This is a genomic window from Marinobacter sp. CP1 (assembly GCF_001266795.1).
Taxonomy (GTDB): Bacteria; Pseudomonadota; Gammaproteobacteria; order Pseudomonadales; family Oleiphilaceae; genus Marinobacter; species Marinobacter flavimaris.
The window spans coordinates 2,783,027-2,805,502 of sequence record NZ_CP011929.1; the positions used below are offsets into that span (position 1 = coordinate 2,783,027).

Annotated in this window: 20 protein-coding genes, 1 tRNA gene and 1 rRNA gene; 13 read left to right on the plus strand and 9 right to left on the minus strand. The window is 57.6% G+C overall.

Annotated features, from left to right (window positions below):
• Nucleotides 1-22 precede the first annotated feature (22 nt).
• Entirely contained in the window at nucleotides 23-2,353 is a 2,331-nt protein-coding gene (gene mrcB, locus ACP86_RS12825; RefSeq protein ID WP_053115531.1) for a penicillin-binding protein 1B, read from the plus strand.
• Nucleotides 2,350-2,931, plus strand: a complete 582-nt coding sequence (locus ACP86_RS12830) for a tetratricopeptide repeat protein (RefSeq protein ID WP_053114260.1) — start codon at nucleotides 2,350-2,352, stop codon at nucleotides 2,929-2,931. Before mrcB ends, ACP86_RS12830 begins: the two co-directional genes overlap by 4 nt.
• A gap of 45 nt (nucleotides 2,932-2,976) precedes the next feature.
• On the opposite strand, the gene ACP86_RS12835 is transcribed toward ACP86_RS12830, so the two are convergent.
• On the minus strand, nucleotides 2,977-3,897 hold the full coding sequence (locus tag ACP86_RS12835; protein WP_053114262.1) for a DUF4382 domain-containing protein: 921 nt from the start codon (nucleotides 3,895-3,897) through the stop codon (nucleotides 2,977-2,979).
• A gap of 223 nt (nucleotides 3,898-4,120) precedes the next feature.
• Here ACP86_RS12835 and ACP86_RS12840 point away from each other — a divergent pair, with 223 nt between their 5' ends.
• Genes ACP86_RS12840 through ACP86_RS12855 form a run of 4 tightly spaced genes read left to right on the plus strand, consistent with a single transcriptional unit; the run spans nucleotide 4,121 to nucleotide 7,158 of the window.
• Nucleotides 4,121-4,708 (plus strand): RNA polymerase sigma factor, encoded by a 588-nt coding sequence (locus ACP86_RS12840; RefSeq protein ID WP_075267649.1) that lies wholly within the window; start codon nucleotides 4,121-4,123, stop codon nucleotides 4,706-4,708.
• Nucleotides 4,709-4,718: 10 nt separating this feature from the next.
• Nucleotides 4,719-5,411 (plus strand): anti-sigma factor family protein, encoded by a 693-nt coding sequence (locus ACP86_RS12845; protein ID WP_053114265.1) that lies wholly within the window; start codon nucleotides 4,719-4,721, stop codon nucleotides 5,409-5,411.
• Nucleotides 5,408-5,782, plus strand: coding sequence for a hypothetical protein (locus ACP86_RS12850; RefSeq protein WP_008173159.1), 375 nt, complete (start codon nucleotides 5,408-5,410; stop codon nucleotides 5,780-5,782). The genes ACP86_RS12845 and ACP86_RS12850 overlap by 4 nt, the downstream gene beginning before the upstream one ends.
• Nucleotides 5,783-5,835: 53 nt before the next feature.
• Nucleotides 5,836-7,158, plus strand: coding sequence for a tetratricopeptide repeat protein (locus ACP86_RS12855; protein ID WP_053114267.1), 1,323 nt, complete (start codon nucleotides 5,836-5,838; stop codon nucleotides 7,156-7,158).
• Between the two features lie 34 nt (nucleotides 7,159-7,192).
• Here ACP86_RS12855 and ACP86_RS12860 read toward each other — a convergent pair whose 3' ends face one another.
• The 6 genes from ACP86_RS12860 to ACP86_RS12885 all read right to left on the minus strand — a co-directional run bounded on the left by ACP86_RS12860 (nucleotide 7,193) and on the right by ACP86_RS12885 (nucleotide 13,395).
• The gene (locus ACP86_RS12860; RefSeq protein WP_053114270.1) at nucleotides 7,193-8,113 is read right to left on the minus strand and encodes a lipase family alpha/beta hydrolase; all 921 of its coding nucleotides are present in this window, start codon (nucleotides 8,111-8,113) and stop codon (nucleotides 7,193-7,195) included.
• Between the two features lie 328 nt (nucleotides 8,114-8,441).
• Nucleotides 8,442-9,722 (minus strand): glutamate-1-semialdehyde 2,1-aminomutase, encoded by a 1,281-nt coding sequence (gene hemL, locus ACP86_RS12865; RefSeq protein WP_053114272.1) that lies wholly within the window; start codon nucleotides 9,720-9,722, stop codon nucleotides 8,442-8,444.
• Between the two features lie 15 nt (nucleotides 9,723-9,737).
• On the minus strand, nucleotides 9,738-10,397 hold the full coding sequence (gene thiE / locus ACP86_RS12870; RefSeq protein WP_053114275.1) for a thiamine phosphate synthase: 660 nt from the start codon (nucleotides 10,395-10,397) through the stop codon (nucleotides 9,738-9,740).
• Nucleotides 10,394-11,152 (minus strand): bifunctional hydroxymethylpyrimidine kinase/phosphomethylpyrimidine kinase, encoded by a 759-nt coding sequence (gene thiD, locus ACP86_RS12875; protein ID WP_081449807.1) that lies wholly within the window; start codon nucleotides 11,150-11,152, stop codon nucleotides 10,394-10,396. Before thiD ends, thiE begins: the two co-directional genes overlap by 4 nt.
• A 41-nt stretch (nucleotides 11,153-11,193) precedes the next feature.
• Nucleotides 11,194-11,616 (minus strand): protoporphyrinogen oxidase HemJ, encoded by a 423-nt coding sequence (hemJ, locus tag ACP86_RS12880; protein WP_008173152.1) that lies wholly within the window; start codon nucleotides 11,614-11,616, stop codon nucleotides 11,194-11,196.
• Nucleotides 11,617-11,619: 3 nt separating this feature from the next.
• Nucleotides 11,620-13,395: a chloride channel protein gene (locus ACP86_RS12885; protein WP_053114277.1), complete on the minus strand. Its 1,776-nt coding sequence runs from the start codon at nucleotides 13,393-13,395 to the stop codon at nucleotides 11,620-11,622.
• A gap of 154 nt (nucleotides 13,396-13,549) precedes the next feature.
• On the opposite strand from ACP86_RS12885, the gene argC reads away from it, so the two are divergent.
• From argC to erpA, 4 genes are all read left to right on the plus strand, one after another.
• Nucleotides 13,550-14,587 carry an N-acetyl-gamma-glutamyl-phosphate reductase gene (gene argC / locus ACP86_RS12890; RefSeq protein ID WP_053115532.1) on the plus strand — a complete coding sequence of 346 codons (1,038 nt, stop codon included), beginning with the start codon at nucleotides 13,550-13,552 and terminating at the stop codon, nucleotides 14,585-14,587.
• A gap of 16 nt (nucleotides 14,588-14,603) precedes the next feature.
• Nucleotides 14,604-15,344, plus strand: coding sequence for a DUF6776 family protein (locus ACP86_RS12895; RefSeq protein ID WP_014575940.1), 741 nt, complete (start codon nucleotides 14,604-14,606; stop codon nucleotides 15,342-15,344).
• Nucleotide 15,345: 1 nt separating this feature from the next.
• Nucleotides 15,346-15,831, plus strand: coding sequence for a bactofilin family protein (locus ACP86_RS12900; protein ID WP_008173148.1), 486 nt, complete (start codon nucleotides 15,346-15,348; stop codon nucleotides 15,829-15,831).
• A gap of 63 nt (nucleotides 15,832-15,894) precedes the next feature.
• Nucleotides 15,895-16,248 (plus strand): iron-sulfur cluster insertion protein ErpA, encoded by a 354-nt coding sequence (gene erpA, locus ACP86_RS12905; protein WP_008173146.1) that lies wholly within the window; start codon nucleotides 15,895-15,897, stop codon nucleotides 16,246-16,248.
• A gap of 13 nt (nucleotides 16,249-16,261) precedes the next feature.
• On the opposite strand, the gene ACP86_RS12910 is transcribed toward erpA, so the two are convergent.
• Together ACP86_RS12910 and ACP86_RS12915 are read right to left on the minus strand one after the other, a co-directional pair.
• A complete protein-coding gene (locus tag ACP86_RS12910) occupies nucleotides 16,262-17,359 on the minus strand; it encodes an anhydro-N-acetylmuramic acid kinase (protein ID WP_053114279.1) in 1,098 nt (365 codons plus the stop codon).
• Nucleotides 17,360-17,366: 7 nt separating this feature from the next.
• Entirely contained in the window at nucleotides 17,367-18,776 is a 1,410-nt protein-coding gene (locus ACP86_RS12915; protein WP_053114282.1) for an OapA family protein, read from the minus strand.
• Nucleotides 18,777-19,080: 304 nt separating this feature from the next.
• Here ACP86_RS12915 and tyrS point away from each other — a divergent pair, with 304 nt between their 5' ends.
• The 3 genes from tyrS (at nucleotide 19,081) to ACP86_RS12935 (ending at nucleotide 22,464) form a co-directional block, all read left to right on the plus strand.
• The gene (tyrS, locus tag ACP86_RS12920) at nucleotides 19,081-20,283 is read left to right on the plus strand and encodes a tyrosine--tRNA ligase (protein WP_053114284.1); all 1,203 of its coding nucleotides are present in this window, start codon (nucleotides 19,081-19,083) and stop codon (nucleotides 20,281-20,283) included.
• Nucleotides 20,284-20,756: 473 nt separating this feature from the next.
• Nucleotides 20,757-22,296, plus strand: a 16S ribosomal RNA gene (locus tag ACP86_RS12930).
• Between the two features lie 91 nt (nucleotides 22,297-22,387).
• A tRNA-Ile gene (locus tag ACP86_RS12935) sits at nucleotides 22,388-22,464 on the plus strand.
• Nucleotides 22,465-22,476: the final 12 nt, after the last annotated feature.

Below are 22,476 nucleotides of genomic sequence, written 5' to 3' on the forward strand. Positions count from 1 at the left end.
CTCCCTTCGTTATAATCGCGGCATGAAAAAATCCAAAGCATCTTCCAGCCCGAGGCGAAAGCCCTCCAGACGTTCCTCCAACAACGGTCGCCGGCCGTGGTTCTGGCGTTTTATGTTCCGGTTATGTGCCATCGGTCTCGTTTTGCTGGCTGGCTGGATGGTTTACCTCGATGCCGTGGTGACCTCCCGTTTCGAGGGCCGGCGTTTCGAGGTTCCGTCCCGGGTTTACGCGCGCCCTCTGGAGCTTTTCGATGGCGCCAGCGTCAGTGCCGGTGCCCTGGAGAGGGAACTGAGCCTCTCCGGTTTCCGTAAGGGTGACGGCAGGAAATCCGGCAGTTACCAGCGCACGGGCAATCGCTTTGTGATCAGTACCCGGGGCTTTTCCTTCCCGGACGGCGATGAACCCAGGCGCAGGATCTCACTGATGATATCTGGCGATCGGGTTCAGGGCTTTTCGGTGATTGAAGGCGATAATGCCCCGATTGTGCGGCTTGAGCCGGCGCAGATTGGCGGCATCTACCCGGCGCACAAGGAGGACCGGGTGCTGGTTCAGCTGGATGAAGTGCCGGCCCTGTTGCCCACCACTCTGATGGCGGTGGAGGATCGTAACTTCTACGACCATTTCGGCATCGCGCCACTTTCTATTGGCCGGGCCATGCTGGCCAACATCCAGGCCGGGCGAATCGTTCAGGGTGGCAGCACGCTGACCCAGCAGTTGGTGAAGAACTTCTTCCTCACGCGCGAGCAGACACTGGTGAGAAAGGCCAACGAAGCCCTGATGTCGGTGCTGCTGGAGTTGCACTATGAAAAAGACGACATCCTGGAAACCTACCTGAACGAGGTTTACCTCGGGCAGGCCGGCACTCGTAGCATTCATGGTTTCGGCCTGGCCAGCCAGTTCTATTTTGGCGAATCCCTGAAGGATCTGGATGTGCATCAGATTGCGTTGCTGGTGGGCATGGTAAAAGGCCCCAGCTACTACAATCCGCGCCGTCATCCGGAGCGTGCAACAGAGCGGCGAAATCTGGTGATTTCTGAAATGGAACAGGCCGGCCTGATTGAACCCGGCCGCGCGGCCAGGGCCCGGGGGTTGCAGCTGGGCGTCAGTGAGCGCCCCTCGTATTCCGAGAATCGCTACCCCGCCTACATTGATCTGGTCAGAAGGCACCTGGCCCGCGATTACAAGGAAGAGGATCTGCGCAGTGAAGGTTTGCGGATTTTCACGACCCTGAACCCGGCGATCCAGTACGCGGCAGAGTATGCGGTAACCTATACCCTCCCGAGGCTGGGCGGCGGGCAGAATGCCGAGGCGCTGGAAGCGACTCTGGTGGTAACGGCGAAGGATTCCGGGGAAGTGCTGGCACTTGTGGGTGGCCGCGATCCGCAATTTGCCGGGTTCAACCGGGCACTGGATGCCAACCGTCCCATCGGGTCGTTGATCAAGCCGTTTATCTATCTGTCGGCGTTGCAGGAGCCGGAGAGGTATACCCTGACCACACCGGTGCTGGATAAGAGCTTTACCCTGGAATTCGACGATGGCAAACGCTGGCAGCCCAAGAACTACGATGGCGAGGAGCGGGGCGAAGTACCCCTGCACAAGGCCCTGTCCCGCTCTTACAACCTGCCTGCCGTGCGTGTCGGGCTGGATATCGGAGTGGATCGGGTGCAGGAGACGCTGACAGCGTTCGGCGTCGATACCCCGATTTCCCGTTACCCGTCGATGCTTCTGGGCTCGGTTTCCATGAGCCCGGTGACCGTGGCGCAGATCTACCAGGGGCTGGCGACATCCGGCTTCAATACGCCGCTGCGCACGATCCGTGAAGTCACGGACGCCGGCGGTGAGGCGCTATCCCGTTACAGTCTTGAAGTTGAGCAAGTGGCCGATCCCGCCGCCGTGCACCTGGTGCAATACGCCATGCAGGAAACCATGCAGGAGGGGACAGGACGCTCTGCCTATTACACGGTGCCTGAAGAGCTCAGTCTTGCCGGCAAGACCGGCACCACCGATGATGGTCGGGACTCCTGGTTTGCCGGGTTCAGTGGCGACCTGCTTGCGGTGGCCTGGGTTGGGCGGGATGATAACGGGCCAACTTCACTGACCGGGGCCAGTGGCGCTCTGCCGGTGTGGTCGAGGTTTATGGCGCAGGTTCCCCAGCACGGCTTCTCGCCGGTGGTACCCGACGGGGTCAGTTATCACTGGGTGAATTCGGAGCAGCAGGCACTCACAGACGAATACTGCGACAATGCCCGTCTGCTGCCCTACATTGCTGGTAGTGAACCCACGCAGACAATTTCATGCTCCGGAACTCTGGAACGTCGAATCCGGGGTTGGTTTGAAGGACTGTTTCAATGATTGACCGACTTTCGTTAAGGACTGCCCTGATCGCCACGCTGCTGTCCGTGGCCGGTTGTGCTTCCGGGCCAGGAGGCGGAATCTACGTGCCGATCGGCAGTGAGCCGGCCAAGGCGCCGGAACCACCCAGAACCAGTACTGATAGCGAAGAAAGCGAAGCCCCCGTGTGGCGCAAGAGCGAACAGCCAGAGGTGGCTCCGGAAACCCGGGAACCGGCCCGGTCCAGCTCCCCTAGCTATCGGGAAACCGGGGATGGGCTCTCACCGGCGGCGCTCAGCCTGGTACGTGAGGCCGATCAGCTGTTGGCCCAAGGTAACATCTCTGGCGCTATCGCACGCCTCGAGCGCGCACAGCGGATCGCCCCCCGATCTGCGGAGGTGTATTTCAAGTTGTCCGAGGCCTATGTGGCGGGTAATAAGTTGGGCTCAGCGGAGCAGTTCACCCTGAAGGGGTTGTCCCTGGCGGGAAGTGATATTCGGCTGCAGAGAGCCGGCTGGCTGTTGCTGGCGGATATTCGCCGGGCTCGAGGTAATGTGGCGGGTGCGGATCAGGCGGAAGCGAGGGCTGCGGCGTTATAAATTTGGTTATAAAAAGAGGGGCATCAGCCCCTCTTTTTCGGCTTGTCATTCCGGAGTTGATGCTTCGAACTTGACTGTAGAAGTCTCGCCGCTGACTACCTCAACCTGACTGTCGCCAATGATGAACGTGAGCTCGTCATCGGATGGTTCGCCTTCTGCAGTTTCGATCTCATCATTGTCACAAGTATATGAGACAGTGTATTCACCCTCAGGTATGAATGCCGCAGTGTAAACATACTGGTCGTTCTCGTAGTTGACCGGCACGGCAACTAGGGGCTCTTGGTCGCTGCCGATGTCATCAGGCGTAACATCGAAGCCCTCGTGAATGTAGACGCTGCCATTGAAAGTCTCGACTGAGCCCGCGTTCTCTTCACTGCATTGATTTGCGATAACTTCTCCAGAGACTGTGCCTGCGATGGTGCCTACTTCAGAGTTGTCGACCAGACGAATCACCGGTTTCAGTCGGTAGACGTCAGGATTGTTCTGGGGATTTACAATAGATTTCCTGACGTCGAAGTCGATGGTCAGGTTTATCTCACCGCCTGCAGGCACGATAAATCCGCTAGTTTGGACGCCTCGCGCTGAGGGAGTTGTCAGGACGTATTCTCCGCCGTCGATAACAATGGTATTTCCATCGCCGAGCTCCAGGCGCATCCAGGAATAATCGCCCGCAGCTACCTCTTCATCGGCCAACAGAGACATTACTGTTCCACCGGTAAGGGTCAACAAGTTCACAGGCTCTGCCATGTCGAACTCGAACCGGCTTCGTTCACCATTGGAGTGTTGCAGTACCAATGCCTCGACCTCTATGTTCACTTCTTGCGCGCTATCGACGGGCGCATCGGTTAAGCCTACGTTAACCGTGCCTGTAGAATCAGTCGCACCTGTGCCGTCACTACCCCCGCCACACGCAGCAATGCCGGCAGCCAGAGCGGATACGGTGAAAAGGCGGATCGAACGTTTCATATAAACCTCCAAGGTTTATTCGGTAGATTTGTAGCGAGTTGAAACGCCACGTAACACCACTATCACGAGTACCCGGGCAGCATAGTTCCCGACTTTTTGTTAACGTGTCTTAATGAGGTCGGGCCAACTGGCAGAACATTCTGAGACACTGGCAAATGCATCAGTCCGGCCATTTGATATAGACTGCGCCGCTGGCACAAACCCACTCAGGTAAACAACGGCTTTGGCACTCTCTTTTTTCAAGCCTTCCAAGTCCCGGCGTTTTGACGCTCTGGTGCGGCCCCATCTGGATGCGATGTACCGGTTTGCTTACCGTCTGGCGGGGCAGCAACAGGATGCTGAGGATCTGGTTCAGGATGTCGTGGTCAAGCTGTTCCCAAAGCTTGATGAGCTGGAAAGCGTTGACCAGCTGAGGCCCTGGCTGAATCGGGTGCTCTACAGGCAGTTTATTGATCAGGTGCGGCGTAAGAACCGACAGAGTGACCGCCCGTTGACGGAGCTGGTCGGCAGTGAAAGCCAGGCCGATTGGCTGGACAGCCTCGAATCCGACAGTGTTGGCCCGGACCTGCAGCTGGAGCAGTCGCGCCTTGGGCCGGCGTTGGATCGGGTCATGATGACTCTGACGCCCGATCAGCGAACTCTTTTGTTGCTTCATGATGTGGACGGCTGGCGCCAGGAAGACATCGCGGAGGTGCTGGACATCCCGTTGGGAACCGTGAAATCGCGATTGCACAGGTGTCGGGCCGCCCTGCGAAAGAAATTGCAGCGGGAGCTGGAACCAACCGAGCCGGCCGGACGTGTGGGGGAGTGAGGTGAAGACAATGTCCTGCAATGAAATCCGGGTGGATCTACCCGCCTACATCAACAATGAGCTTTCCGCCCCCGCCCTGGATCGAGTGCAGGAGCATATTGCTGCCTGCCCGACGTGCAGTGATTGGCTTGCTTCTGAGCGTGCTCTGAACCGGGCGTTGCAGGAACAGTTCAGCGTTCCGGCACCTTCCCCTGATTTCCACAATCGTGTCTTGTCTTCGGCCCGAGGTGCAGTCAATCCGACGGCCGGATGGAGCCACGGGGCGCTGGGTGGCGCCATTGCGGCAGCACTCGCGCTGGGCATTGGTCTGGGTGTCTTTTTGCAGCCGGGTGGTGTTGCTGACATTGCAGACCCTGCCGTTGCGCTATCGGAAAGTGCGAGTGAAGAACCGGCAATCGGAATTGCCGAACCGGTTGAAAAACTCGTGCGTCTTGCCTTCCACTCCGGTGAAGCTCTGGAAGATGTCACGCTGACTCTGGAGCTGCCGCCCAATGTGGAGGTGGCCTCCTGGCCGGGTCAGCGAGAGCTTAGCTGGCAGGTTAGCCTTGATGCGGGTGAGAACGTACTGTCGTTGCCATTGAAGTTACTATTCCCTGGTTCTGGAGAACTGGTGGCCCGACTGGACACCGGAGAGCGCCAGAAAACCTTTCGGGCCCCGATTCCCGAATACCCACAACGCCCGGTCGAGGATCCCGAATCATGACAGGTTGCAGGTTCGTATTGAGCGCCAGGTTGGTCGGATTGCTGATGTTGGGGTTTTGGGTCCCGGCGACAACACTGGCTAATGATGATCTGGATGTTACCATGCGCATGGTGACTGACGACGCAGAACTCACCGATTCGGTAGTGCGGGAAATCGAGTTGCCCCGCGCTATCGGAAAACCCGGGAATCCGGGTGAGTCTGGCTCTCGCGGGCTGGATGCGGCGAGTGAAGCCCGAGAAAGGGGGCGCGAGTTTGGTGAGTCCATGTCCGAAAAAGCCAGGCAATCCCGGGAGCTGATCAAGGGTAAGCCTGAGTTGCCGGAGCGGCCGGAACGCCCAGAGCTGCCGGATGCACCAGGGCTGGATCGCTGAAACCGGATACATAACCGGTCCTGCCCCGCGTGGATTAATCCGGAGAAACCTGTTTGCTGGTATTTTGGCGCGCCCTGTCCCTGATCCTGTTGTTAATGCCTATGGTGATTCTTCAGGCGGCTGAAACGGAAGCCGGCATGGGGGATTTCCGTGCCGGCGTTGAAGCCTTTGAAGCAGGAGACCTGAACGCCGCGAAACAGCGCTTTCAGAGAGCCGTTGATGCTGGCCTGAGATCTCCTTCGCTTTTCTATAACCTCGGTGTTGTTTGCTACCAGCTGGGCGATTACGGCGCCGCTGAATCTGCCTTCCGTTCCTTGCTCGACGGCTCCAATAGTGCCCTGGCGCGTTATAACCTCGGTCTGGTCGCGCTTGCCACGGAGGAGTCTGCCGAAGCCCGTCGCTGGTTCGAGCAGGCCTCGGCCGAGAGCGCTCCGGATAAAATCCGGACACTGGCCCGGGCGCAACTGAATAAACTGGATGGTGGATCGCCCCGGTTGGCCCGCCAGCCCTCTATTCGCGGCTATCTGGGTATCTCTGGCGGTTACGATTCCAATATTGCCGGCCTGCCCGAGGATACGGCGTCGAGTGAAGGTGGGGTGTTCCTCGAAGCGCTGGCTGCCGGAACCTACGAGCGGCCAGTCGGTACCCGCTCACGGCTTGCCCTCGATGCTGCCGCCTATTCCCGGGAACATCCGTCCGATGACGAATACGACACTCAGGTGTTGCAGGGACGACTGGCCTGGTCTGAGACCCTCGCTGCAGGTGAACGCGGCGCTCTGGTGTCGTTGGTGAAGTCCTGGTTTGGCAGCGAATCCCTTGAAACGCGATACGGCATCGAGGGGTTTTATCGTTGGCGTGCGTGTTCGCTACCCGTAGCCCCGGATCAGTGTGGAATCGCCCTGGCGGCGGCTACCGTGAATGGTGGTTCAGGCTTCGAGGCCTATGACGGACAGTGGTATCGGGCACGCGTTCATGCGCGGAAGTACCTGGGACCCTGGCGATTGGACGGCGACTACTCACTGGAAATCAATGACCGGCGGGATCTGCAAACAACCAGTGAGTTTATCAGTGTCTCACCTACCCACCACACACTGGAGTTTGCCGGTCGCTACCGGTGGCGGCCAGATATCGTGTTCGGAACAACGGGCTCTGTTCGCCACAGTCGATACCGGGACGTCCATCAGTTGGTGTCCGGGGAAGGCGAGAGCGGTCGCAGAACAGATAACCGCCTCGAGATCGGGTTGCTGGTGGAGAAGTCCCTGGACAGCCGTTGGCTGGTCCGGGGGGAGTGGCTGGTTCGGGATAACAGAAGCAGTCTGTCGCAGTATGACTATCAGCGCCAGACGCTGATGTTCACCCTGGAAGGGGCCTTCTAGCTCTGCAAGTCAAAGCCAGAAGGCCGGCTACCCGTTACAGTCCTGCGTTTCTCAGGCGGTTGGCGTGTTGCTTGAAAACCGCTTTTGGATCAGTTTCGAAGAGGCTGTGCAGGCCCAACGCCTGATTCACTTCATCCAGATGGTTCATGAAGTAATTATCCCGGATAACCTTGCCAAACCGGCTGCTGCAGCGGCCTACCAGACCGTCGTTCTGGCTGAAGCCGAAGGCGAGGCTGGTTGTGCCCAACAACGCGTCGGACGGATCCAGTACGTTGGTCAGAACACCGGTGCCACCCCAGGAGTAGAAGCGGACGCCATTTGCCGAGTAGGCACCTTCACCGCAAGAAGTGGTTGGAATCCCGGCAGGGGCGAAGTTGTTGAATTCGGCGCTGCCTTGGGTGGTGAGGGATTCCAGGCTTGACCGCAGGTCCTGGTTATAACCGCCACCGGACAGCAGATCGATAAGCCCACCCAATGCATTCCCCAGACTGGCCGCCAGGCTTTCGGCAGGGGAGCCGTAGATAAGGTCGGCGACCGGCGAGCCTTTATGGGGCGAGCCGACGGACGTCACTGAGGCGACCAGATCCGGCCGCACCCTGGCGATGTAACGGGCCGTGGGGCCCCCGTGGCTGTGGCCAATCAGATTGACCTTGCCATGCACCGCGGCGATCGCCTGTACCTGCGGCAGAAGCGCTTCACCGCGAGCAATGGTGCTATCCAGGGCGGGCACCTGAGTGGTGTAGACATCAGCGCCGTATTTGCGGAGATCCTCGGCGACGCCGTACCAGTAGTCCACGCCGGCAATGGAATCAAAGCCGAACATGCCATGCACCAGCACAACCGGGTAGCGAGTATCCGTATAGTTTGAAGGGGTAGAGTCCCACCACCAGGCGGCGGAGGGGGCCGACCAGGCCACAGTCAGGGCCAGGGCCATTGCTTGGATCCAGAGTTTCATTGTCGTTCCTACAGTTTGATGTTGTGTTTGTTATTCAAACTGCGGCTCAACCTAACGGGTTGCTCCAGAGACTTCCTGCTCGTACTGCATCTGCCTGTAAGCAGACCGAGTGCTTCCGTGCGCTGACTTGATTTTTGTGTTTGTTAGATTTGGTGCCGTCAGAGCATCTCGGTAGAGATTAGATCAACATTTGATCAGGTTGGATGGTAAGTCAACGGCACAAGAGGCCAGGCAGGTGTGTTCGCCGTGGAACTGTGATGCCCATCACATCGGTGGCCCCGCAGGACATGTTCCGACCTGCGGGGCAGCGATGGGGACAGCGGAAATATCAGAGCGTGGCCATGACCTTTTTGGCCGCCGCTACCGTATCGGCGATGTCCTGTTCGGACAGTGCCGCTGTCGTAAAGCCAGCCTCAAAGGCGGATGGTGCCAGATATACGCCTTCTTTAAGCATGCCCTGGAAGAACTTCTTGAAGCGTTCGACATCACAGCCCATCACCTGTTCAAAGCGGGTAACAGAGCTTTCCTCGGTAAAGAAGAATCCGAACATGGCCCCGGCACTCTGGACCGTCAACGGGATGCCAGTGGCATCAGCGGCTTCTTTCAGGCCGTCGCGAACGGCATTGGTTTTCTCGGTCAGCCGGTCGTGGAAACCGGGCTCGGAGATTGCGTTCAGTGTCGTCAGGCCGGCGCACATGGCCAGGGGGTTACCGCTCAGGGTGCCTGCCTGGTAAACCGGTCCCAATGGTGAGATGTGTTCCATGATTTCCCGTTTGCCGCCAAAGGCGCCGACCGGAAGCCCGCCACCAATCACCTTGCCCAGTGCGGTGAGGTCCGGGGTTACGCCATACAGCCCCTGAGCACCGCCGAGGGAAACCCGGAACCCGGTCATTACTTCGTCGAAGATCAGCACGGTGCCGTGCTCGTCGCACACTTCCCGCAACCCCTCGAGGAAGCCGGGGACCGGTGGAATGCAGTTCATATTGCCAGCGACCGGCTCTACGATAATCGCGGCGATCTGGTCGCCCATCTCCCGGAAGCATTCGCGAACGCTGTCCATGTCGTTGTAGGTCAGCGTGATGGTGTGCTCAGCCAGGCTGGCGGGGATGCCCGGGGAATTCGGCACGCCCAGGGTGAGGGCGCCGGAGCCTGCTTTGACCAACAGTGAATCCACGTGGCCGTGGTAGCAGCCCTCGAACTTCACGATCTTGTCGCGACCGGTGTAGCCCCTCGCCAGGCGGACAGTGCTCATGGTGGCCTCGGTACCTGAATTCACCATGCGGACCAGTTCGATGGATGGCACGAGTTCGCACACCTTCTTGGCCATCTCGGTTTCGAGGGCGGTCGGCGCACCATAGCCAACGCCCAGATCAACCTGCGCATGCAGGGCGTCTTTGATGCGTTGGTCACCGTGGCCAAGAATCATGGGGCCCCAGGAACCGATGTAATCGATGTAGCGCTGATCGTCTTCGTCGTAAAGATAGGCGCCCTGGGCGTGCTTGAAGAAGATCGGCGTGCCGCCAACGCCTCGAAAGGCCCGGACCGGAGAATTCACGCCACCGGGGATGTATTTCTGGGCCTGCTCGAACAGGGTTTCGGAGTGCGTCATGGATCTGGGCTCCTGTTATTCCGGAAGTGAAAAAAGTGGGTGATGGCTTGCGAACAGGCGCTTAAACGCTTTGGCTCGCATCTCAATGTCATGTGTGTCGCCGCCAAAAAGGCCGCCTACCACGGCGAGCATGTCGGCCCCGGCACGGATAAGAGGTTCGCTGTTGTCTGTGGTTACCCCGCCGATGGCGGTGATCGGGAGGCCGAAACGCTTTGCGTCGGTCAGAACACCGGGAGGCGCTGCGGGGGCGCCGGGTTTGGTCGACGACGTATAAAATCGCCCGAACGCCAGATAGTCCGCGCCCGCCCCCAGAGCAGATTGTGCAAGTGCGAGATCGGCGTGACAGGTTATGCCGATTATGGCCTCATCACCGAGAAGGCGGCGGGCCGCTGCCACTGAGCCGTCCGTCTGACCCATGTGTACGCCGGCAGCCCCGACCCGTTTTGCGAGATCGGGATCGTCATTGATCAGCAACGGAACGCCCGCATTTCGGCATACAGCCTGCAAACTGACCGCCTGGGAAATCCGTTCAGCCATCGGCGCGCTCTTTTCGCGGTATTGTACCATGACCGCGCCGCCCCGAAGCGCAGCCTCAACCGATTCGAACAGTGTTTCGGGTGGTGTCAGTACGCTGTCGGTAATGGCGTAGAGCCCCGGGCGCAGCCCTTTACTCATCGCTCCCACAGAATACCTCGATCCGGCACCGGCTGGCCTTTACCGACTTCCAGGGCGTGGAGTATGGCGCGATGAACGTAGTTCTGGGCCTGGGAAATGGCGGCTCGGGGCGACAGCCCGGAGGCTCTGCCGGCAGAAATGGCCGCTGCCAGGGTGCAGCCGGTGCCATGGTACTCACCACCGATTCGTTCAATTTCCCAGCGCATGGGCTCCGGGGCGTGGTTATAGAGCGTGTTAATAATGTGAATGCCGGTGCCGTGTCCACCAGTGGCCAGCACGGATTCGCAGCCGCCCTTCAGCAGATTGTCGGCGGCCTGATCGGCGTCTTCACTGTTGCCGAGCATGGCCAGTTCGACGCCATTGGGTGTGATCATTTCGGCCACGGGAAAGAGCTTCTCCTTCATGGCACTGACCAGTTCGTCGTCGGCCAGATCACCGCCGCCTGCGGCCTTGATCACCGGGTCGGTAATCACGGGAATGCCCGGATGTTCACGGATGAAATCCACGAGCACATCCACCACCGCAGCATTGCCCAGAGCACCGGTTTTGATGGCATGAATCGGGGAATCATCGGCGAGACACTGGAGTTGTTTTCGGATCAGGTCTGCCGATACGGGCTCGGCGCCATACACGTTACGGGTGTCCTGCACGGTGAGGCAGGTAAGAACCGGCAAGGGATGGCAGCCAAGGGAGGTGACGGCCTGGATGTCGGCCTGAATGCCGGCGCCGCCGGACGGATCAAGCCCGGAAAGAATCAGAACCTGTGGTCGGGTATAGCGTTTGATGACTCAGCTCCTCAAAACGGTTTGACAACAGCCAGAATTACAACGGCCAGAAGAATCAGCACCGGCAGTTCGTTGAACCACCGGTAGAATACGTGGCTTCTGGTGTTCCGGTCGTCCCGGAAGACCTTTACAAGGTGCCCGCAATAGAAATGGTAAACGATCAGAATGGCCACCAGAAACAGCTTGGCATGCATCCAGCCCTGGCTGAAATAGCCGGAGGCATTGTAACTGATCAGCCAGACACCGAAGACGACGGTGGCGACCATTGAAGGGGTGGTAATCCCCCGGTAAAGCTTGCGTTCCATGATCTTGAAGCGCTCACGACCGGGCTCGTCCTCGCAGGCAGCGTGGTAGACGAACAGTCTGGGCAGATAGAAAATGCCGGCGAACCAGCACACCAGTGAAATAATATGGAAGGCTTTCACCCACAGCATTCGTCAGCTCCGTCGGTATTGGTAGTAACTCTCGATATCGGCTTTCAGCACCACGCCGTATACCCGCTGGATCATTGGCGCGACGTGACGTTGTACGTAGAGGGCCTCGGCATTGGTTGCATCGAACTCGTTTAATGCCTCCTCCAGGGTGGCCTGGTATTGCACGGGGGCCACGTCGCGACGGTTCGCAGGTATGTCCATCAGGTCAATGGACTCCGGCGGTTCGATCTCTTCCTCGGACACCAGCTTTTCGGTGTCCTCCAGATATCGGGCGAGATCCACGGCCGGCAACAGGGCGGTCGGCCCGCTGCTGCCCTCAACCACCAGCCACTTCGGCTCGGATTTCAGTACTTTCCGCGCTTCTTCCACTGTCAGGTGCCGTTCGGTGCGCAATATACTGCGATCCATGATTGCGCCAACCGATACCCGCCGCAGCGCCTGAATCACCGGGGAATTCTGATAGCTAAGCCCCTGGTTCTTGAGAATGGTCAGGAACAGTGACCTCTTCCCGAACGCCTCGCTGGTCACCAGGCTCGAGGTGGTGATGATCAGCATGCCCGGGAGGATGATGTTGGGGTTACGCGTGAGCTCCATCAATGCCATCAGGGCGGCGAGTGGCGCCTGCAGTACGGCGCCCATCATGGCTCCCATGCCGAGCATGGCGTAGAAGCCAACAGAGGAAGCCTGCTCCGGCATGATCTGGGCGCCAATCAGCCCCATGGCGCCGCCCAGGGTTGCCCCCATAAACAGGGTGGGGCCGATCACGCCACTTGGCATGCCCAGCCCGATGGAGAGCGATGTAATCACCAGTTTGGCGGCGCCGGCTCCGAGCAGGAGCCAGAACCCGAGTTCGCCGTTGATGGTTTCGTTGACGGTGTCGTAACCGATACCCATGGTTTCCGGAATAAAAATGGCGAATGGCACCATCAGAAGACCCGCAAACGTGATGCGCAACAGAACGGGGCGATGGTGATGCTTGCCCATAGTGTCAACCAGCTGGATAAACAGCGCGGCCGAAATGCCGATAATCACCGCTATGGCGAGTATCCAGGGGATTTCCGTTAGCGAGTTCATGGTCAGCGCCGGCACGTTAAAGGCCGGCTCTGTGCCATAGACCGCCTGGGTAACGATGGCAGCACTGACAGAGGCCAGGATGATCGGTGTAAAACCGGCAATGGTGTATTCCATCATCACCACTTCCATGGCGAAGATGACGCCGGAGATCGGCGTGTTGAAAGAGGCTGAAATGGCGGCCGCACAACCGCAGGCCACCAGTGTCCGGATGCTGTTGTTCGGAAGCCGCATCCACTGGCCCATCAGGCTGGAAAAAGCCGCTCCCAGGTGCACGGCAGGCCCCTCACGACCCGCCGACTGACCACTGACCACGGTGGCAACGCCCGAGATGAACTGCACGATCGCGCTGCGCATGGAAATGTAGCCCTGGTGGTAGTTCAGGCGCTCCATCACATGCACAATCCCGACCTTGCGGTCATGGGTGGCCAGACGATGCATCAAAAGCCCCAGACTGAGGGCGCCAGCCAGGGGCAGGAGCCCGCGGGTAATCAGGTCCAGTTGTTCGAAGGATTCGGAGCCATCCCCGGGCAGGAAATGCTCAAGCGGCCATTCGATAGCCAGCCGAAAAAGCAGGATCACGCCCCCGGTTATCAAACCGGACAGCAGGCCAAGCACGGCCAGTTGCGGCAAAGCATCAACACCGGAGAGTCGGCGCCGGAAAACAGGAATCAGATGCTCGGTAATCTGGTGCCAGATTTTCTGCATGAGGCCAGAGTTCCGGTGGATTTGAATGGACTGCCAGAAGGATTCTGACAACATTGTAACGGTCGCCCTGAGGGCTGCAATAAGTCATTGGTTTATCATGGTAGACTACGACGTTAAAGCTCTTAATTCTGATACGACGTCGCTGGAGAAAATGGTGATTAAAGTAGGCATCGTTGGTGGCACCGGCTACACCGGTGTGGAACTGCTGAGAATTCTTGCGGTTCACCCTGAAGTTTCGGTCAGTTGCATTACCTCCCGTTCCGAGGCGGGTATGCCGGTTGCGGAGATGTACCCCAATTTGCGAGGCCATTATGACCTCGCGTTCTCAGAGCCGGACGTCAATGTGCTTGGGGCCTGCGATCTGGTGTTCTTCGCCACGCCCCATGGCGTGGCCATGAGGATGGTGCCGGAACTGATGTCCGCCGGCGTGCGTGTAGTGGATCTGTCCGCCGATTTCCGTCTTAAAGATCTGGATGTCTGGGCCAACTGGTATGGCATGGCCCATGAGAGCCCGGAGTGGGCGGAGAAGGCGGTTTACGGTTTGCCGGAAGTGGTGCGTGATGAAATCCGCACTGCTCAACTGGTGGCCAATCCGGGTTGCTATCCGACTGCAGTTCAGCTGGGATTCCTCCCGTTGCTGGAGCAGGGACTGGTGGATCCAAAGCGCCTGATCGCCGATGCCAAATCCGGCGCCAGCGGCGCGGGCAGGCAGGGCAAGATCGGCATGCTCCACGGGGAGATCGGTGAAAGCTTCAAGGCCTACGGCGCCTCGGGGCACCGTCATCTGCCGGAAATCCGCCAGGGTTTGTGCGGTGCTGCTGGCGGGGATGTGGGTGTGACGTTCGTGCCCCACCTGATTCCGATGATCCGCGGCATCGAGGCGACGCTCTACGCCGAGCTGAGGAATCCGGCGGACTTTGATCGGCTCCAGGCCCTGTTCGAGCAGCGTTTCGATGACGAGCCTTTTGTCGATGTGATGCCTTTCGGCAGCCATCCGGAAACCCGGAGCGTGCGTGGGGCGAACCAGTGTCGCATGGCACTGCACAGGCAGGAACAGAGCAACATTGTTATTGTTTCTTCCGTCATTGATAACCTGGTGAAAGGTGCAGCCGGGCAGGCGGTCCAGAATATGAACATCATGTTTGGCCTGAAAGAAACCATGGGGCTTGAGGCCCCGGCGCTTTTGCCTTGATACCCAAGGGAAGATTGTGAGCGAACAGCGAAAGCCGGCTGAAGAGTATGTGGTCATCCGGCATCGACCGGGTTATCGCCTGCGCAGAACCGCCATCCTTCTGGTTTTTACCGTGGTAGCTGCGGTCGTGGGGTATGCCGCCGGGCTCGCCCAGGGCGGGTTCCGTTTTTCCAGTGCCGAGGAGTCGAACCAGGTGCTGGAAAACGAGGTCGAGAAGCTCAGGGATGATTATCGCAAGGCCCGGCAGCAGCTGATCAATCTTGAGCGTGGGCAGGCGATTGACGAGCAGGCCCTGAACCAGGCGCGAAAAACCATTGTGGATCTGGAAACCCGCATTGTGTCACTGCAATCGGACCTGACTTTCTATAAAAACATCATGGCTCCGTCGGAAACCAGCAAGGGGCTTCAGGTAGACAGCTTTTCACTGGTTCGGGCTCGCAATCAGGACAGTTATGACTTCAAGTTGGTGCTGACCCAGGTCGGCAACAACAAGAGCTACATTTCCGGTGTGGTGGCAGTCAATGTCATTGGTTTGCGGGATGAGGAAAAAGAGGTCATCGCCTTGCGTGATCTCTCGGAGGACATAGCCGATCTCGGTGTGAAATTCCGTTTCCGGTACTTTCAGGATGTCGAAGGCTCCCTGAAACTGCCGGAACAATTTGAACCGCTTGAGATCCAGGTGGTTGCCCAGGCAGAGGGAAAAAAATCCTCGCAAGCCGAGCGCACCTTTAACTGGGACGATTTAACGGAGAACTGACATGCTTGGCAAGAAAAAGCAGAAGCCGCGCCGGCCCACGGGCCATTTTGACACCCTGATCTCTTCCCGTACGACGGTTGAAGGCGATGTGCATTTCAGCGGTGGGCTTCACGTGGATGGCCGGATTCGTGGCAAGGTCGTTGCCGATGAGGGCACCGACGCGGTATTGAGGATTTCAGAAGTTGGCGAAGTGACGGGTGATATCAATGCGCCGCACGTCATTATCAACGGAACCGTGAATGGTGATGTCTACGCCTCGGCACATCTTGAACTGGCGGAAAAAGCCTCTATCAATGGAAGCGTTTACTACAACCTCATTGAAATGGCGATGGGGGCGTCTGTAAACGGAAATCTGGTGCATCAGCGGGAGCCGGTAGGGTTGCTCTCTCAGGATTCCAAAGCCGCCGTGTCCGGTGAAAAGCAGGCTTCCGCTGGCGATTCGGCAGGGGAGCCCAGCGGTGCGGACGATGGTGGAAAGTCCGAATAGTTGATTGTTTTGGTCAGGAATACCATAATCGCCTGAGTTGTTCATAATTATCCGGAGGCGAACTTGAGCGCAGTTCAGCAACAAATAGCTACACCGCTGTTCTTCAGTGACAGTGCCGTTGCCAAAGTACGTGAGTTGATCGAGGAAGAAGAAAATCCCGAGCTCAAACTCCGCGTCTTTGTGACGGGCGGGGGCTGCTCCGGATTTCAGTACGGCTTCTCGTTTGATGAAAGCCAGGATGAGGAAGACACCGTGATCGAGCGTGATGGCGTTTCTCTTCTGGTGGATCCGATGAGTTACCAGTATTTGGTGGGCGCTACCATTGATTATCAGGAAGGCCTGCAGGGCTCACAGTTCGTGGTTCAGAACCCCAATGCCAGCTCCACTTGCGGGTGTGGTAGCTCCTTCTCCATCTGAGTGGCAGTGGTTTTCAGGCCGGGTAAATGGCACCCAGAATACGAGGGCCAGATGCTCCGGTCACGTCCGGCAGGTTGCCGGGCTTTCCTTCCAGTGCCTGCTTTGCCAGCCAGGCAAAGGCGACAGGCTCCACCAGTTGAGGGTCTAATCCCAGCTCCGTTGTGAGTGAAAGCGAAACGCCGGGAAGCGCTTTGGCGAACGCCTCCATCAGCAGCGGATTGCGTGCCCCGCCACCACACACGTAAATCCTGAGATCCGAGATCTCGGGCAGTTGCTGCACGACGCTTTTGACGGTTAATTCCAGCAGGGTTCTCTGAATATCTTCGGCTGGAATGTCCCGGTGGCGGCTTACCAGTGTTTTTACCCAATCAAGATTGAACCGCTCTTTGCCCGTGCTTTTCGGGGGTGCCTTCGAGAAATAGGCATCGGAGAGCATGTCATCAAGAAGTTCCTGGTTAATCGAACCCTCCATGGCCCAATGACCGTCGCTGTCGAAAGGCAGCCCGGTCTGGTCGAGGCACCAGGCATCCATCAGCGCATTGGCAGGGCCCGTGTCAAAACCGGTTGCCGGTATCTCGTCACTGGCGGGGAGCCAGGTAATGTTGGCGATTCCCCCGAGGTTGAGAATACAGCGGTTCTCCTCATCTGAGCTGAAAAAGGCCTTGTGGAAGGCCGGGACCAGCGGTGCGCCCTGGCCTCCGGCGGCCATGTCCCGTCGTCGGAAGTCCGCAACTGTTGTGATGTTGGTGGCTTCGGACAGCACGCAAGGGTTGCCGATCTGTATGGAGAAAGGTGCGGTGCCAGAAGGCTGGTGTCGAATGGTTTGTCCATGGCTGCCAATGCCCCGAATCTTCGCTCGATCGAATTCCGATCTTTGGATGACCGCGTCCGCGGCCTGGGCAAACAGATGACCGACCAGAGTATCCAGTTCGCCGATTTCGTCGGGTTCGGCCTGGTTCTGGCTGGCGGCAATGAGTCGGTGGCGAATCTGATCGGGGTAGGGGATCGTGTGCGATGCGTGGATCTTTACGGCGCTGTGATTGAAAGACACCAGCACGGCATCAATGCCATCCATGCTGGTGCCTGACATCAATCCAATCCAGGCTTCCATTTGTTTCTCAGTCGTCTGAAGCCAGTGCGAGTTGCTGATAGCTCTCGCGGAACACGTCAAACTGCGCGATTCGCTGTTCGGTGAATTGTTTGAATCGGGCCATCTCGGAAGACGGAATGGGCTTTGCGTCCGGCAACTTGACCGTGCGGGAGTTGCGCGGCGACCCGTTCAGTCTGAACTCGTAGTGCAGGTGAGGTCCGGTAACCATGCCCGATGAACCAACATGCCCGATGGTTTGGCCCTGCTTGACTCGGGTGCCATTCTTGATGCCTTTACCCAGGCGGCTCATGTGTGCATACAGCGTGGTGATGTTGTCGCCGTGCTGGAGGATGACAGTTCGTCCGTAACCACCTTTCCAGCCTGCGAATTTCACCCGACCGGAACCTGCCGCCTTGATGGGAGTTCCGGGAGGCGCTGCGTAATCGGTGCCTTCATGCGGACGTACTACGTCCAGAACGGGATGGCGGCGCTGAAGGTTGAACGGAGAAGAAATCCGGGCATTGATGGGGGTTCGCAGGAATGCCTTGCGCATGCTTTTGCCATCGGGAGCGTAGTAATCGCTGTCGCCATTGCTGTCGGTATAAAGCAGTGCGAGGTTTTCTTCGCCGCGGTTAACGAATCGTGCAGACAGGATCCGGCCCGTGTCGAACTTTTCGCCGTCAAGGTAGAGTTCTTCGTAAACCACTTCGAACTGGTCGCCCTTCCGGACGTCGTAAACAAAGTCGATATCCCAGCCGAAGATGCCTGCCAGCTCCATGGTCAGGCTGTCGTTAAGGCCCGCTTCGCGCGCAGCCAGATAGAGGGAGCCGTCAATGGTGCCTGATGCAAAGGCTGGCCGCGCTTCCGGTTTGCGAACTTCGGTTTCGCCGGTAAAGCTTTCGCCTTCTTTGGTAATCTTCAGGGTTTCCAGACGGTTTCTCTGCAAGTCGATGGCCGCAAGCCCACCGTCTTCGGTTGTTGCAAAGCGAATGGTTTCGCCGGCGTACAAGCGCTGGAGTTTTTCGGCCTCACCGTCGCCATGAATAACCGAGAGCATGATGCCATCATTAAAGCCAGCTTTCTTGAACAGGGAGGAGAGCGTGTCACCAGACTTGATCGCGAAGGTTTGCCATTCGAGTTCCGGCAACTTCGGAGCGACAGGTTGCTCGGGAGCGGAAACGCTCGCCTGCTGCGTGCCTTCTGCCGCGACCTCGGATTCAGGCGCTTTCGGCTGGGTGTCCGCTACGGGAGCCTCTGTCGGCATTGCTTGCTCAGGCGCTGCGCCGGTTTCGGAAACGGTGCCTTGCTCCAAGTCCAGGGCATAGGACATCCGTTTGGCTTCAACGTTGCTGCTGGGGCTCATGAGAATGGCAGCGGTAACAACAACGGTAGCCGCGGCAGCAATGGTAATGTGAGTTTTAGGAAACATTTTCAGCACGTATCGCACCCGTTTTAATCGGTATTACGGCAGCTTGTACTACCTAATTAAAGCTGTTGTTCAAGTATAGTCCAACAGATTACCGTATAAAATGCATGCGGGACAGCGTGGAACATTACGGTTGCTGCTCCATCCTCCGGATTTCTTTTGACAGCGTTGTTATAATACGCCGCCCTGCAAAGTCGGTGTTGGTCAAAATCTGGTCAGCATACTGTAGCAGGGGAACAGGTAACTCACAGATTTCTTTTGTTGAACTCTGTAACTGACAGAATCTTTCCAAGATCAAAGCGGGGACGTGTTGTTCATGGCATCCATTGATGAAGCGTTGGCGATAATCAAGCGAGGCGTAGACGAACTCATTCCGGAAGATGAGCTCATCGAAAAATTGAAGGAAGGTCGTCCGCTGCGGATTAAGGCGGGTTTCGACCCCACTGCGCCGGACCTTCATCTTGGGCACACCGTTCTTATTAACAAGCTGCGGCAGTTTCAGGATCTTGGTCACGAGGTGATGTTTCTGATTGGAGATTTCACCGGAATGATCGGTGACCCCACCGGGAAAAGCGCCACGCGTCCTCCTCTAACAGAGCAGCAGGTCGCCGAGAACGCGGTCAGCTATAAAGAGCAGGTGTTCAAGATTCTTGATCCCGCGAAAACGCGCGTCATGTTCAATTCCGACTGGATGGGTAAGATGAGCGCCGCCGATATGATCAAGCTGGCGGGACAATACACCGTTGCGCGCATGCTGGAGCGGGATGACTTCACCAAGCGCTATCGTGCCGAGCAGGCGATTGCGATTCACGAGTTTCTCTACCCTCTGGTCCAGGGGTATGACTCCGTGGCCATGGAGGCGGATGTTGAGCTGGGCGGTACCGACCAGAAGTTTAATCTCCTGATGGGGCGCATTCTGCAGAAGCATTACGGCCAGTCGCCCCAGGTGATCCTCACCATGCCAATTCTGGAAGGGCTCGATGGTGTCCAGAAGATGTCCAAGTCTCTGGGGAACTACGTCGGCGTCAACGACTCGCCTGGCGAAATGTACACCAAGCTGCTCTCCATGCCGGATGATCTCCTGTGGCGCTACTTTGAACTGCTGAGCTTCCGGCCGCTTGCCGAGGTGGACGAGTTCCGCAAGGCGGTTGCTGGTGGTGCAAACCCCCAGGATTATAAAAAGCTGCTCGCGGAAGAGATTATTACCCGCTTCCATGATGAAGAGGCGGCCCGGACCGCTCACAAGTCGGCGGGTAACCGGGTGGCGCTCGGCGAGATCCCGGACAATGTGCCAACTGTTGAGGTGCCTTTGGAGGGGCAGTCCGAGATCCCGATGGCGGCGGTGCTTCGCCTGGCCGGTTTGGTAAAGAACGGCGCGGCAGCCCGGGATGTCCTGGGGCGTGGTGCGGTATTTGTCGATGGCCAGAAATTCGAGGGCGACCGGATGTTTGTGGAAGGCGATGATTGCGTCATCCAGGCTGGCAAGAAGAAGATCGCCCGGGTTCTGATTACTGTCTGATCGATTTTGGGCGATTTTGAGTTTTTTTCAGAATCGCCGTTGACACCCACGGGCAGGTCTGTAGAATGCGCATCTCTTTCGAGGGGAGCACCGCTGAGGCGGCTCAGAAATCGAAAGATAACTGTTTGAAAGCGCTGAAGAAAATGAGTTTCAAAATTCTTCAGAAAGCAGTTGACAGGCAAGCGATTCACTGTAGAATGCGCGCCTCGAAACAAGCAGTAAGCCGGGTCATTTTTCGGCGCTTTCCGGAGACGGAAAACATCGAAAAATAAACGGTTGACAAGGCGGCGCTACGATGTAGAATACGCGGCCTTGATTGAGCAACAGCTCAAACGCTCTTTAAAAAGTTGACCAAGTAATTCGTGTGGGCGCTGGCCGAGGTATTTCGGATATGAAATATCAGGACAGTGACTCGTCGAAATTGAGTTTTGTCTTGAGCAAGAATAGAGAATCTTCGGATTCTTGTATGATTTAAACTGAAGAGTTTGATCATGGCTCAGATTGAACGCTGGCGGCAGGCTTAACACATGCAAGTCGAGCGGTAACAGGGGGTGCTTGCACCCCGCTGACGAGCGGCGGACGGGTGAGTAATGCATAGGAAACTGCCCAGTAGTGGGGGATAGCCCGGGGAAACCCGGATTAATACCGCGTACGCCCTTCGGGGGAAAGCAGGGGATCTTCGGACCTTGCGCTATTGGATGTGCCTATGTCGGATTAGCTAGTTGGTGGGGTAAAGGCCTACCAAGGCGACGATCCGTAGCTGGTCTGAGAGGATGATCAGCCACATCGGGACTGAGACACGGCCCGAACTCCTACGGGAGGCAGCAGTGGGGAATATTGGACAATGGGGGCAACCCTGATCCAGCCATGCCGCGTGTGTGAAGAAGGCTTTCGGGTTGTAAAGCACTTTCAGTGAGGAGGAAAACTCTGCGACTAATACTCGTAGGGCTTGACGTTACTCACAGAAGAAGCACCGGCTAACTCCGTGCCAGCAGCCGCGGTAATACGGAGGGTGCAAGCGTTAATCGGAATTACTGGGCGTAAAGCGCGCGTAGGTGGTTTGATAAGCGAGATGTGAAAGCCCCGGGCTTAACCTGGGAACGGCATTTCGAACTGTCAGGCTAGAGTATGGTAGAGGGTAGTGGAATTTCCTGTGTAGCGGTGAAATGCGTAGATATAGGAAGGAACACCAGTGGCGAAGGCGGCTACCTGGACCAATACTGACACTGAGGTGCGAAAGCGTGGGGAGCAAACAGGATTAGATACCCTGGTAGTCCACGCCGTAAACGATGTCTACTAGCCGTTGGGACTCTTGAAGTCTTAGTGGCGCAGCTAACGCACTAAGTAGACCGCCTGGGGAGTACGGCCGCAAGGTTAAAACTCAAATGAATTGACGGGGGCCCGCACAAGCGGTGGAGCATGTGGTTTAATTCGACGCAACGCGAAGAACCTTACCTGGCCTTGACATGCAGAGAACTTTCCAGAGATGGATTGGTGCCTTCGGGAACTCTGACACAGGTGCTGCATGGCCGTCGTCAGCTCGTGTCGTGAGATGTTGGGTTAAGTCCCGTAACGAGCGCAACCCCTATCCCTAGTTGCTAGCAGTTCGGCTGAGAACTCTAGGGAGACTGCCGGTGACAAACCGGAGGAAGGTGGGGATGACGTCAGGTCATCATGGCCCTTACGGCCAGGGCTACACACGTGCTACAATGGTGCGCACAGAGGGCTGCAAACCCGCGAGGGGGAGCCAATCTCACAAAACGCATCGTAGTCCGGATCGCAGTCTGCAACTCGACTGCGTGAAGTCGGAATCGCTAGTAATCGTGAATCAGAATGTCACGGTGAATACGTTCCCGGGCCTTGTACACACCGCCCGTCACACCATGGGAGTGGATTGCACCAGAAGTGGTTAGTCTAACCTTCGGGAGGACGATCACCACGGTGTGGTTCATGACTGGGGTGAAGTCGTAACAAGGTAGCCGTAGGGGAACCTGCGGCTGGATCACCTCCTTAAACGAAGCCGAATGCTTCGGTCAGAGTCCACACGAATTACTTGGTTAGCTGAATAAAGAGAGCAGATGGGTCGTTGCAGGCCCGTGTTTTTGGGTCTGTAGCTCAGGTGGTTAGAGCGCACCCCTGATAAGGGTGAGGTCGGTGGTTCAAGTCCACCCAGACCCACCAGAATTATCCAGC